Raw genomic sequence first — 12,668 nt, forward strand, 5'->3', positions numbered from 1 at the left:
TTTGTTGAAATATTTTTTATCAAACCTGGCACATTATTTGCTAATTCCCTCTGTTTCTTAGAAATACTTTTCTTTCGTTTCGAAGGCAGCCAGATTTCCTTTCTGCTCTTAAAAATAGAGAAGGATTCAGACTGGCAAAATCTGCGGTGAAAGAGACTCTAAAAAGGTATTTCAGTACAATCAGCTGGGCTTTTTTTCATCAGTTGCGTACACAAGTTATAGTAGTTATGGCATAATCCATATAATTTCATAATTTTATTTTCGGTATTTTTTTTATGAATCTGGAGCGGGTCGATCTTAATCTCCTCATTTATCTTGACGTACTTCTACGTGAAAAAAATGTCACGCGTGCTGCAGAACAACTTGGGGTAACCCAGCCTGCGATGAGTAACATTTTACGTCGCTTACGAAATTTATTTAATGATCCCCTCCTGATTCGCTCTTCTGAAGGTATGACCCCAACAGAACGTGCACTAGAACTCCAACCTCGTATCCGTGATGCCTTAGCGGATCTTTCCATGATTCTGGAACCGCGTACCGAGTTCCGTCCTTATACTTCAAACCGTGTCTTCCGCATCATGACTTCAGATTATGCTGAAGCCACACTGGTACCACGCCTGGTGAAAGCATTACGTTCAGAAGCACCGAATGTGGTTCTCGACTTCTTAACCCCAAGTGATGTGTCCTATCGTGACATGGAACAAGGTAAAGTTGATCTGGCGATTAACCGTTTTAATGAAATTCCGCAAAGCTTCCATCAGGTACTGGTTTGGCGTGACAGCTTTTCTTGCCTGTTAAATAACAAGCATCCGGCTGCGGGCAACCTGAATCTGAAAAGCTATCTGGATGCACAGCATATCTGGGTATCGAAAACCGGTATGGGCGTTGGCTTTGGGGTAAACCCTGAGAAACAGGCGGGTCTCGGCTGGATTGATCAGGCTCTTGAACGTATTGGCCAAAAACGTAAGATTTCGGTATTTACCCGTCATTATCAGATGCCTGGTCTTCTGGCTGCCAATGTCGATCTTGTAGCAACATTACCGACCCGTATTGCACGTCTGCAAGCCAAAAACCAGAACTTACTCATTAAAGATCCACCATTCTATATTCCTGAGTTTGAATTGAAGATGGCGTGGTGTCCTTTATTGCATCATCATCCCGCCCATCGCTGGTTACGTCAGCTGATTCTATATGTAGCCCGTCAGATGATCGAAGAAGAAAATCGTGAATTTTTAATGAATAATTCGCAATTTTCGCATTATTAAATTGAATATTAGCTAAATTGCTCATTTTTAAGCTTATACTCTAGAGACTTGAGTTGCTTTATTTGTACCTCAAGTCTTTTTTTGTGTTAAAAATATTTTTAGCTAGATCATATTAATCCACAGGTGGATTCGTGAGCCTCTTTCAAAACATCGTGATTATCTTATTACTCATCGCGGGGGCCGGTTTTTTATCATTAACAGAAATCGCGCTTGCAGGTGCCCGTAAGGTCAAATTGAAAATTTTGGCTGAATCGGGAGATATTCGCGCTCAAAAAGTTTTAGATTTACAAGAAAACTCTGCTGACTTTTTTGCAGCTTCCCAAATCGGTTTAAACGCCGTTGCCATTTTAGGCGGTATTTTAGGTGAAGGCGCCTTCCGCCCTTATATCATCAATTTACTTTCCAGATTTTATCAAGGTCCTTGGACTGAAACGATTGCATTCAGCCTGTCCTTCACCGCAGTTACTTCATTATTTATTCTGTTTGCGGACTTGATGCCGAAACGTCTGGCCATGATCGCTCCAGAAAAAATTTCTGTCTCGGTGATTAATCCGATTCAGGTATTTATCAAAATCTGTAAACCATTGGCTTGGTTCATCAATGCCATTGCGAACCTGTTGTTCCGCTTATTTAAAGTGAATACCATCCGAGACGACAATATTACCTTTGCGGATATTTCAGCGGTAATGGATGCGGGTGCTCAGGCAGGTGTATTACAGAAACAGGAACATCACTTTATTGAGAACGTGTTTGAGCTTGAAGAACGTAATGTTCCTTCCAGTATGACGACTCGCGAAAATGTGGTGTTCTTTACCTTGAAAGAATCAGAAGCCAGTATTCGTCAAAAACTGGCTGAATTTCCTTATTCCAAGTTTTTGGTCTGTAATGAAAATATCGACGATGTGATTGGATATGTCGACTCCAAAGATATTCTGGTTCGTATTCTGAATAATCAGTCTTTACTTCAGTTAAATGAAAATACCATCCGTACGGTTCTAACCATTCCAGATACACTGACTCTATCTGAATTACTGGATCGCTTCCGTTCAACCAAGGAAAAGTTCGCCGTCGTTATTAATGAATATGCCTTGGTCGTAGGTGTGATTACCCTTTCCGACATTATGATTACCGTGATGGGCGACTGGGTTACTCCCCTGGAAGAAGACCAGCAGATCATTAAGCGTGACAGCAATTCATGGTTGATTGATGGCAGTACGCCCATTGAAGACATCAAACATGCGCTGGAAATTGATGAAATGCCAGATGAAGAGAATTATGAAACTCTGGCTGGTTTTATGATGTTCAAGCTGCGCAAGATTCCACGTCCTGCAGATATTGTGCTACATGCGGGTTATAAGTTTGAAGTTGTCGATGTTGATCATTTCAAGATTGACCAGTTACTGGTTACACGTATGCTAGAAGTGAAAAAGCCACCGACAGAAGAATCAGAATAATCTGGTTCTTCTTCAATTTTTTTAAAACTCGAAAAACAATAATAATGAGACTTTTATGAATACTGCTGCGCTACTCGCCTGTCTGAGTTTTTATTCGGCCTTATATTTAATCTATTTCTTCTTTATGCAAGATCAACAGCCTGTATTTCTGATCCTAGCAATTGTGCTCATTTTACTTTCAATCTGGCTGACTCCCTATCCTTATGAGCGGCGTCGGCAAGGATTTGATTCGACTTTAAGAATAGGCGAATATTTTTATTATCCACTCATCACCTGGTGGCGGCTGTTTATCTTTCCTGTGCGTTGGCTGCTTTCCCTATTTTATTCTCATTAAAAAAGCACCCGAAGGTGCTTTTTTATATTCAATTCAGTTTAGATTTTTGATAAAAGTGCTTCAAGGACTGCCTGATAATGGATCTGGATATCTTCCTGCAAAATTTTGTAGGTATTATCAAATTGCACCATTGGCCAGCCTTCTTTCCAGAATGGGAAAATATTATGTAAGTCATGAGTGACGACCGCATCTTCACGTAGAATCGCCTGTGCAATCTGTGCCAGTACAAAGGCAGTTTCCGCACCATCAATTGCCAGGTAATCAACGCCACGCGCTTTTAAAATACGGATACGGTCTTTCTTATAGCGGATTTTTTTGATTTGGGCTTCATTCAGATTCAGGGCCAGAGAAACTGCTTCAACAAATTTTTCTTCAAATGACTGATTCAATACAACCAGCGCCTGTTTATGCGCTTCCTGACGACCCGCTTTACCACCCTGACGAATAACTTCTTTTGCTTCCGTATCTAGCTCATCATTCTTCATGGTTTGAAGGATGTCTAAAATTTCGATGTCGCTTAGCGTCGCAGGAGATTGATCAGTCATAAACTGTCCCTAAAAAATAAATATGCAATGGACTATTTTCGCATAAATCCTCACTAAAAAATTAAAATCTTTAGCTTCAACTCTAATAATTGCAAAATCCGGATCATCTCTATCATTCTGGCGTAAATTGGCTATAGTAGGCGGCAAGTTTCTTATTTACTTTTTATCATGCAAACCAAACAGATTGATCTTTTATTGCAGCAACTTAAACTGCTTTATCCCGCTGCCTTCAAAAGAAATTATCTGTTTTATGGCCAGATCAAGACCAAGGGTATTTTAAGTGATCTCAAGGAACTGATTCCCTGGGTGCTGGCTGCCATGATCTTTGTACCGATTAGCCTGGTTCTCAAAGATGTTTATTCCTCTAAGCTATCAACTGCCCCAGACTTTCAGGCGCAAGCTTATGCAATTCTGACTATTCTGTTATTTCTGATGCTGGTGGTTCCACTAGTGATCAAGCAGATCCGGCACTCTTCTCATTCCCTCTATCAGTTTTTAAGACATACACCGATTAAACTCACTGTAGTCATTGTGCTGGAAGCGCTGAATCTGGTTTTTCTACAAAGCAGTATGACCATGTGGATTCTATTCTTTTTCGGGATCAGTTTTGGTTTTGTACGGTTCTATAAAGAAAATATGTTCCGCCCTGCTACCAATAGCACTGAACAATATCAACTGCAGCAGTTACGTCGCATCTGTTTCTGGGCTTATCAACAAACCTGGAAACTACGTCTGAAATTATTTTTTCATTCCAAGCCGACCTCCCCAAATGAAGAATTGAAAAATCAGCTTCAGCACTATGCGGATTTACATACCCGCTTGTTTAAACTGGAACATGAGCAGTGCAAGAAGATTAAATACATCGATATCGATACTTATCTGGACGAGCACCTGTAAATGTTTTATGAATCACGGCCTGAAATAGAAAATTACATGACTTCTCACGCTTATCATCTAGCACTATGGATTTAATTTTTTAATTTAAACTACTGAATTGCTTGAAAATAAAGCAAACGTATTGAAATTTACTTGCCAAGCTTTATTTCGTCCTCTATTATTGCGCACATGCCCGAGTGGTGAAATCGGTAGACACAGGGGATTTAAAATCCCCCGCCCACAAAGCGTGCCAGTTCGAGTCTGGCCTCGGGCACCATTTTAATTCTGATTAGAATGGTGCAATGAAAATCTCCAGCATTCAGCTGGTTTTTTTATGCGTGATTATCACCAATAGAATGTGCCCTTCCCATGTCTGCATCCCGTTCTTTTGATCTAGCCAGATTGCAATTACGCCATCCTGATGCATTCTTTTGCAGCCTCAGCTATGGCCGTTATAAATATTTGAACCAGACCACTGATCTCTATCTGTATTTACGTATTGGTATTCTGATCATGATCACAGGATTTTGTTGCCTGTGCTTTTCGCTGCCGTTTTACCCTGACTTTGTGACTTCAAAATATCAGGCGCTTAGTGCAGGTACCATTGTCATGATCGGCATGCTCTATCCTTATATCTGGCGCGCCCAGTTTCAGGCGAAATACAGTTCTGTTCGCTATGCCAAGCGTTTGCAACTCTGCCTGTATATGCAAACCCTGATTGCGATTCTGTCATTTATAAATTATCAGTATTTTCACTCAGCATTTATTACCTTGCCTTGTTTGGCCCTGCTTGCTTTCAGTAGCCTCGTACCGGTTTTAGTTGAGCCCTGCTTTAGAGTTTCGACTCGCAGCACCCTATTGGTACGTTTGCAGAAAATCCGTCAGCTGGCTTACTGGTCTTATCAGCAATCGCAAAGCAAAGAGCCGGAACCGGTGCCTTATCAAAAAGATTTAAAACAGTATTATCTGGATTTGCATCATAGCTGCATGCTGGAAGAGCAGAAATTACTGGATGAAATTCATTATAAAAATTTAAAAGACGTATTTTCAGATTATTAAAAAAAAGCCCTGTTTAACAGGGCTTTTTTTACCATTCGCGATTAACGACCAGTTCTTCCATTTCAATATCAAACAGACCCTGCTCTTGCACGACCATCATCATGGCCTCGGCAATATAGTCTGCGGCAGTATCATCCAGAGAAGAGTCCAGATCTTCAAACTGTGGCTTCATGGCATTGATGTCTACCACAGTCTCATGGGCCAGCTGATATACATCCTGATCTGATAAACCGGATTTAGATACTTTTGAAGCAAAACGTTCGATGTGTTGCTTGATTTCTGCAACCAGAATATCGGGATAATATTCATCATCGAACATGGGGAGAAGTAAATCTGCAAACATTACAGGCACTCTAAAAGATGACAATCTAACTTAAGCGTGCCTGTATAGCACATTGCTGTTTAAAAGCCAAACAGCTTGTGCTCCTATATGTCTTTCAGCCCAGATTTAGGCATTTTGCATAGCTTTCCAGATTTTGATGGCGTCTGCTGTTACCTTGACATCATGTGCTCGAACCATACAGGCACCTTGCTGAATGCTCAGCAAATGCGCCGCAGCCGAACCTACTGCACGTGCTTGTGGTTCTGCACCATTCAGAGCAGCACCAATAAAACGTTTGCGGGATAAAGCAGACAAAATCGGATAGCCCATTTCTGTCAATTTATAAAACTCTTGCAACAGCTTTAAATTTTGCTGGGCATTTTTTGCAAATCCAAAACCAGGATCAATCATGATATGTCCAGCTTTAACACCCACATCTAGAGCATCTTGAACCCGTTGTGACAGTTCCCGAATCACATCCTGAGTCACATCATCATACTGATCCAGATTATTCATCGTAGTCGGCTCACCACGCATATGCATGATGATCACCGGAATATTCAGTTCTGCTGCCGTCTCTAACGCTTGTGGACGAGTGAGCGCGCGTACATCATTCCAGATATGTGCACCCGCTTTCACGGCTGCTTTAATCACTTCTGGCTGTGAAGTATCAATCGAGATGATCACATCATGCTTGGCCAGTTCTTCAACTACAGGCACAACACGACGGATTTCTTCTTCAACTTCCACGACTGATGCACCTGGACGTGTAGATTCACCACCCACATCAATTACGGTGGCACCATCAGCAATCATTTCCAGGGCTTTTACTACAGCCTGATCTTTCTGATTGTGCAGCCCCCCATCGCTAAAGGAATCCGGAGTCACATTTAAAATTCCCATCACATGCGGCTGAGACAAATCCAGTTTCAAATGACCGAAAGTCCAGATCTGTGGTCGTAGTGGCTTCAGCTGCATGGTTCAATCCTAGTTCACAATAACCCCGGTATTGTCTTATGGAAAGATCAATAAAGCAAAGCTCAATCTATTCAATAGCTAGATTTCAAAATAGTTCTTATTGGAATATTGCATCAGCTTGGATTGCAGTAACGCTTTTACATCAACCCATTCGCTTTTTAAAATACTATAGATATAACTATCTCTGAGTGTCATGCCATCTTTACGCAGCATATGACATCTAATGATGCCATCCTGTTTGGCACCCAGAGCTTCAATAGCTTTTTGACTTTTAAGATTCAGATGATCAGTCCGAAAGCCTACCACTTGAGCATTCAGCTCTTCAAATGCATGCTGCAGCAAAAGATATTTACAGACCCGGTTTACATAGGTTCGTTGATAAGGTTTGGCATACCAGGTAAAGCCAATTTCAACACGTGGAATTTCCGGCTTGATATCATGAAAGCTGGTGGTGCCGATTGCTCGGTCTGAAGTTAAATCAATCACGGCAAAAGCCATTCTTTCACCTTTGGACTGCTGTTCAAAAGCTTGGGTAAAGTAGTGTTTAAGTTTATGTAGGTAAGGTACCGAATTATATAACACTTCCCCCAAGTCCCCTTCGGCACATGCATTTTCTAAGTCTGCAAAATGTTCCCAGCTCAGTGGCTCCAAACGTAGCTGATAAATACTGGATTCCAGAACAGGTAAAGTCATTCTTATTTTTACTCAGTGATTTTTATGAATTGACTATAGCATTCAACTAGATATGACAAAACAATGGCCATAAAAAAACCACCCGAAGGTGGTTTTAATTTTTAACTTAGTTCGCTGGTAATGGCGGAGGAGTCATTGGACCATCAGTCGGTGTTACATCAATCACTGGATTGTCTGAAACATAAACTTTAGGTGGTTTTGGCTCACGACCTTCCATAATGTCACGAATCTGTTCACGATCAATTGTTTCCCACTCAAGCAGCGCTTTCACCATGGCATGGGCAATATCTTTGTTATTTTCAAGGATATCGCGTGCAACCTTGTATTGCTCATCAATGATGCGACGAACTTCCGCATCTACCTGTTGTTGGGTTGCCTCAGAAATCGTACGGGTACCAATGCTACCCATAAATGACTGTTGAGAGTCATCTTCATAGACCATGACGCCTAACTTGTCCGACATACCATATTTGGTCACCATTGCACGTGCCATTTTAGTTGCACGTTCAAAGTCATTCGAAGCACCAGTCGACATCTGGTTAATGAAGACTTCCTCTGCGATACGACCACCGAACAGGATTGAAAGTTCATTCAACATTTTGTCTTTATAATGGCTAGTCTGGTCAAATTCAGGCAACTGCCAGGTAACACCCAATGCCCAGCCACGCGGCATGATGGTAACTTTATGCACAGGGTCTGTACCTGGAAGCATTTCTGCCACAATCGCATGACCTGCTTCATGGTAAGCCGTAGCACGACGTTCTTCTTCACGAAGTACCATCGATTTACGTTCAGGACCCATGTACAGTTTGTCTTTCGCATCTTCAAAGTCATGCATATCGACTGTGTTCTTGTTACGACGGGCAGCAAATAATGCCGCTTCGTTTACAAGATTCGCCAACTGTGCACCTGAGAAGCCCGGTGTACCACGTGCAAGTACTTTGACATCTACACCTGTAGTAGAAGGAAGTTTCTTCAAGTGTACATTCAGGATTTGCTCACGACCTTTAATATCTGGCAGACCTACCATTACCTGACGGTCGAAACGACCTGGACGAAGTAAGGCTTTATCCAGTACGTCAGCACGGTTAGTTGCTGCGATGACGATAATGCCTTCATTGCCTTCGAAACCGTCCATCTCCACCAGCATCTGGTTCAAAGTCTGTTCACGTTCATCATGACCGCCACCTGTACCTGAACCACGATGACGACCGACTGCATCAATCTCATCAATGAAGATGATACATGGTGCATGTCGTTTTGCCTGTTCGAACATGTCACGTACACGAGATGCACCGACACCGACAAACATTTCAACGAAGTCAGAACCTGAGATACTAAAGAATGGAACTTTTGCTTCACCTGCAATGGCTTTAGCGAGCAAGGTTTTACCTGTACCTGGAGGACCCACCATCAGGACGCCTTTAGGAATAGTCGCACCCAAGCGTTTGAATTTTGCAGGATCTTTTAGGAAGTCAACAATTTCGACTACTTCCTGTTTTGCTTCATCACAACCCGCCACATCAGTAAATGTTACTTTGATCTGGTCTTCAGATAGCATTTTCGCTTTAGATTTACCAAAGCTCATTGGGCCATTCTTGCCGCCTGCACCGCCACCCATGTTGCGCATAAAGAACATGAATAACAAAATGATTAGAAGCACAGGGAAACTTGCAATCAGCAATTGCATGAGCAAGCCTTGACGTTGAGGCGCTTCACCTTCAACGACCACATTATTTTTAATCAGGCTTGGCATCAGTTCTGGGTCTTGAACTGCCGGGCGAATGCTTTCAAACTCTGAACCGTTTGATTTTTCACCGCGAATTCTTTCGCCATCAATTGTAACTTGTTTAATTTGGCCAGCATTGACCGCGGCAACAAACTCCGAATAGTTCATTGTAGTCGGTTGATTGCGGTCACTGACGTTGCTGAAGATTAACACCAGCACACCCAGTATCACGAGCCACAATACGGCATTCTTAAAAAGATCGCTCAAAGCTTTATTTCCCATTCCAATCTAATTTGATCATGCCCTCGAAGGGTGACCTTAATCAATAAGCTGCAAATCAATTTGCAATAATGTAAAAACCTACAAAATGCACAATTTTTAACGTGTTGGCAAGTAAACTTTATTTCAAAGCCTTCTTGCGTCCCTGTCCTACCAGAAACACTTCTTTCGAACGGGCACGTGATGCAGCAGGTTTAATCGTCTTCAATACATCAAAACTGTTGACGACTTCTTTACGAAATTCATCAAAACCTGAACCCTGGAATACTTTTACTACAAACTGTCCTTTCGGACCGAGTACCTTGTTGGCAAAATCCAGAGCAAGTTCACACAAATAAATCTGACGTGGTTGATCTACAGCTCTATTACCTGATGTATTGGGGGCCATATCTGAAATTACAACGTCTACTGTGCGTCCGTTTAAAATATTTAACAATTTATCGAATACTTCTTGTTCACGGAAATCGCCCTGCAAGAAAGTCACATCAGGTAGCGCATCCATTTCCAAGATGTCTGATGCAATCACCAGACCTTTATCACCGACCAGTTTTCCGGCAATCTGGGACCAGCTTCCTGGGGCAGCACCCAAGTCCACTACAGTCATGCCGGGTTTGATAATGCCGTATTTTTCCTGAATTTCTAGCAACTTGTACGCAGCACGGGCACGATAACCTTCTTTTTGTGCTTTTTTCACATAAAAGTCATCAAGATGCTCTCTCATCCACGCACGACTACTTTTAGATAACTTTTGGTTGGTAATGCGTGTTGCCATAACTCTCTAAATAAAAAAACTTCTAATGATTCATTGTACGGGAAAAACACATTTTTTGCAGTATACATGTGTATCTAAATCTGAGTATTCCGGTGTGATTCCCGATTATTAACAAGTGATTATTTCCTGAGAATTTACAGCGTTTGTTTTTCGCTTTTGCTATACTAAGCCGTTTTAAAAATCAGGTTATCTCTCATGGCGTCTTTATCTATTCAGGAACGTAAGCGTTTACGTCAAATTGGACATGCATTAAACCCAGTTGTAATGCTTGGTGACAAAGGCTTAACTGAATCTGTAGTTGAAGAGCTAAATCGTGCCCTTAATGATCACGAACTCATTAAAGTAAAAGTGGTGGCTGAAGACCGTGAAGCACGTGCAGCACTCATTGCTGAACTTTCAGAAACTACAGGTGCTGAAGTGGTACAAACTATTGGTAAAATTGCGCTGCTTTACAAGAAAGCACCAAAGCAAAACCAGAAGTTATCCAATCTTGTCCGTTTTGCCCATCTTTCTAACTAAGTACAGGATTTATGGCCAGTTACGAACTCAGCGCATTTGATCGCCGTTTTCAGGCAATCTCATTGGTCGGTGCCATCGAACAGCAAAATCCATGCAGCTTGAATGTCGGATTTTGGTTGCGCGATCCCAACCAGTACGTGCTGTGGCCAGAAATGGTTACTGCACATCCCCGTCGTAATTTTTTGTGGGAACAGACCTGCTTTGAAATCTTTATCGGGGTTCAGGGTGAAGATTATTATCGTGAAATCAATCTCTCTCCTTCTCAGGCCTGGCAAGCCTATCAGTTTGAGGAATATCGCTATCCGGAAGATATGCCGCCACCTGCTGCATACGATATCGAACTGAATCAGCTTAAACGTACCCATTATGGTCTGAATGTCAGTCTGGATCTGACCGAGTTTATGGTTGAGCATAAACTTAAATGGGCAGACCTGTTTATTGGTCTGACAGCAGTATTAAAAACCTCACAAGGCGATCAATACTTTGCGATGCAGCACAGCAGCCCAGAAGCAGACTTCCACAATAAACGGGATTGGCTGCATGTCTTTTAATGCAGATTAAAAGTATTTGCTGGATAAAAAGATATTAAAAAACGTGAGCATTAAGGTCTCACGTTTTTTATGGGCTTTTCCGGCTCATGCTTTCAAAGCTCACTGTTATAGCTTAAAGAAAATATTTTCCTGCATTTTCTCTACGTAGATTCGGGTAAATATTAAATTGAAATAACTAGCCTGCTCTCAACACTTAGGTAGAACTGACTACTTTGATAATAATTTAAACGTTATTTAAGCTGATAGACTAAAAGTTCGTTTTAATTATTTTCGATATTCTAGTGATGTAGACGGTAATTATCCTGTACTGATTTTACCGCGGCATAAAAAATTACAGTTAACGTGAAGATGATCAGGATAATCGTTCCAAAAGTTAGTCCAAAGAATCCCAGACATAACATCATCACACCGAGATAAAGTGTACGCATTAACCAACTTACCAGATTAAGCATCATAATCAGCGTCAGTAAAAAAAGTACACCTACAAAATAATGCTGCTGCATCGTGACCCCCTTTCATTATTATTGTGAGTCCGTTTTGCCTCAAAAAGACAAAGGAGAACGTATCCAGTTCTCCTTTCATGCAATTTAAGTCAGCGTCTTCCCTTAACTCTTCAGCTCAGGGCTTTTTTCTGAACTTTCAGCTTTTACCATGGGTTTGACCTTTTTTAGAACTTCAATGGTACTGTCTTTTGAGCGCTTGAATGTACCAGTCAGATGCTCTTTATGTTTGGTCGAGATCTGGCTGACATCTTCTTTCAGTTCCTTACCCATATTGGATAAGTCTTCAATGACTGCAGTAAATTCGGTTTTGATAAAGCTGGTTAATTCAGTCAGTTCTTTTTGCGAACCAAATAACTGCTCTTTCAAAGTATCGATCCGTTGCAACAGATCCTGTTTCAACTGACGTAACTGCTCCTGCACAGTATCACCCAGCTGTTTCGCTTCGACTTCAAGTTTCTCTTTGCTTTCTTCGATGGTTTCCACCACCTGTTCTTTGGCTTCAGCTGCTACTTTTTCAAGCTGTTCAGTCGTTTCTGAAACCACGGTATTGATCTTTTTCTTGGATTGGGAAGATTTCGCTGCTGTAGTCATGTGTCTTATTCCTATAGTTATATTACGACTCATCCATATTAGTAGTTTTGATAAAAATTAAGATTTGATTTGTTAGACAATTCTTAATTGCTTACATTTTTTTACGTTGTTCGTAAAACAGACTTTCAAGCAAAAAGCAAGCCATTTATCTCATACTTTTGCTGTAAAGCTATTGGACTTGGGGGGTGGTTCTGCGTA

At 41.4% G+C, this 12,668-nt stretch carries 15 protein-coding genes and 1 tRNA gene; 8 read left to right on the plus strand and 8 right to left on the minus strand.

From position 1 onward, the window contains the following. The first annotated feature begins 275 nt into the window (after positions 1-275). From FTU03_RS09310 to FTU03_RS09320, 3 genes are all read left to right on the plus strand, one after another. The gene (locus tag FTU03_RS09310) at positions 276-1,265 is read left to right on the plus strand and encodes a LysR family transcriptional regulator (protein ID WP_004784775.1); all 990 of its coding nucleotides are present in this window, start codon (positions 276-278) and stop codon (positions 1,263-1,265) included. A 131-nt stretch (positions 1,266-1,396) separates the two neighbouring features. Next, positions 1,397-2,719 carry a hemolysin family protein gene (locus FTU03_RS09315; protein ID WP_004784777.1) on the plus strand — a complete coding sequence of 441 codons (1,323 nt, stop codon included), beginning with the start codon at positions 1,397-1,399 and terminating at the stop codon, positions 2,717-2,719. 55 nt (positions 2,720-2,774) lie between these two features. Continuing rightward, positions 2,775-3,053, plus strand: a complete 279-nt coding sequence (locus FTU03_RS09320; protein WP_179992805.1) for a hypothetical protein — start codon at positions 2,775-2,777, stop codon at positions 3,051-3,053. A 38-nt stretch (positions 3,054-3,091) separates the two neighbouring features. On the opposite strand, the gene FTU03_RS09325 is transcribed toward FTU03_RS09320, so the two are convergent. Continuing rightward, entirely contained in the window at positions 3,092-3,598 is a 507-nt protein-coding gene (locus FTU03_RS09325) for a hypothetical protein (protein WP_159123480.1), read from the minus strand. A gap of 168 nt (positions 3,599-3,766) precedes the next feature. On the opposite strand from FTU03_RS09325, the gene FTU03_RS09330 reads away from it, so the two are divergent. The 3 genes from FTU03_RS09330 to FTU03_RS09340 all read left to right on the plus strand — a co-directional run bounded on the left by FTU03_RS09330 (position 3,767) and on the right by FTU03_RS09340 (position 5,533). Next, a complete protein-coding gene (locus tag FTU03_RS09330) occupies positions 3,767-4,495 on the plus strand; it encodes a hypothetical protein (RefSeq protein WP_159123479.1) in 729 nt (242 codons plus the stop codon). A gap of 170 nt (positions 4,496-4,665) precedes the next feature. Continuing rightward, positions 4,666-4,751, plus strand: a tRNA-Leu gene (locus FTU03_RS09335). Between the two features lie 92 nt (positions 4,752-4,843). Continuing rightward, on the plus strand, positions 4,844-5,533 hold the full coding sequence (locus FTU03_RS09340) for a hypothetical protein (RefSeq protein WP_005236809.1): 690 nt from the start codon (positions 4,844-4,846) through the stop codon (positions 5,531-5,533). Between the two features lie 28 nt (positions 5,534-5,561). On the opposite strand, the gene FTU03_RS09345 is transcribed toward FTU03_RS09340, so the two are convergent. The 5 genes from FTU03_RS09345 to rlmE form a co-directional block, all read right to left on the minus strand. Then, positions 5,562-5,876, minus strand: a complete 315-nt coding sequence (locus FTU03_RS09345) for a DUF5713 family protein (RefSeq protein ID WP_179992806.1) — start codon at positions 5,874-5,876, stop codon at positions 5,562-5,564. 105 nt (positions 5,877-5,981) lie between these two features. Beyond that, entirely contained in the window at positions 5,982-6,833 is an 852-nt protein-coding gene (gene folP, locus FTU03_RS09350; RefSeq protein ID WP_179992807.1) for a dihydropteroate synthase, read from the minus strand. A gap of 78 nt (positions 6,834-6,911) precedes the next feature. Next, a complete protein-coding gene (locus FTU03_RS09355) occupies positions 6,912-7,526 on the minus strand; it encodes a GNAT family N-acetyltransferase (RefSeq protein WP_179992808.1) in 615 nt (204 codons plus the stop codon). 106 nt (positions 7,527-7,632) lie between these two features. Then, entirely contained in the window at positions 7,633-9,522 is a 1,890-nt protein-coding gene (ftsH, locus tag FTU03_RS09360) for an ATP-dependent zinc metalloprotease FtsH (protein ID WP_034170205.1), read from the minus strand. A 133-nt stretch (positions 9,523-9,655) separates the two neighbouring features. Next, a complete protein-coding gene (gene rlmE, locus FTU03_RS09365) occupies positions 9,656-10,306 on the minus strand; it encodes a 23S rRNA (uridine(2552)-2'-O)-methyltransferase RlmE (protein ID WP_004784794.1) in 651 nt (216 codons plus the stop codon). Positions 10,307-10,501: 195 nt separating this feature from the next. On the opposite strand from rlmE, the gene yhbY reads away from it, so the two are divergent. Then, positions 10,502-10,825 carry a ribosome assembly RNA-binding protein YhbY gene (yhbY, locus tag FTU03_RS09370; RefSeq protein ID WP_004784797.1) on the plus strand — a complete coding sequence of 108 codons (324 nt, stop codon included), beginning with the start codon at positions 10,502-10,504 and terminating at the stop codon, positions 10,823-10,825. Positions 10,826-10,836: 11 nt separating this feature from the next. Continuing rightward, a complete protein-coding gene (locus tag FTU03_RS09375) occupies positions 10,837-11,376 on the plus strand; it encodes a DOMON-like domain-containing protein (RefSeq protein ID WP_179992809.1) in 540 nt (179 codons plus the stop codon). 278 nt (positions 11,377-11,654) lie between these two features. On the opposite strand, the gene FTU03_RS09380 is transcribed toward FTU03_RS09375, so the two are convergent. Together FTU03_RS09380 and FTU03_RS09385 are read right to left on the minus strand one after the other, a co-directional pair. Continuing rightward, complete coding sequence (locus FTU03_RS09380) at positions 11,655-11,879, minus strand: hypothetical protein (RefSeq protein WP_179992810.1); 225 nt, start codon at positions 11,877-11,879, stop codon at positions 11,655-11,657. A gap of 102 nt (positions 11,880-11,981) precedes the next feature. Continuing rightward, positions 11,982-12,470 (minus strand): hypothetical protein, encoded by a 489-nt coding sequence (locus FTU03_RS09385; RefSeq protein WP_004784804.1) that lies wholly within the window; start codon positions 12,468-12,470, stop codon positions 11,982-11,984. Positions 12,471-12,668 lie beyond the last annotated feature (198 nt).

This window comes from Acinetobacter sp. YH12046, from assembly GCF_013419905.1.
Lineage (GTDB): Bacteria > Pseudomonadota > Gammaproteobacteria > Pseudomonadales > Moraxellaceae > Acinetobacter.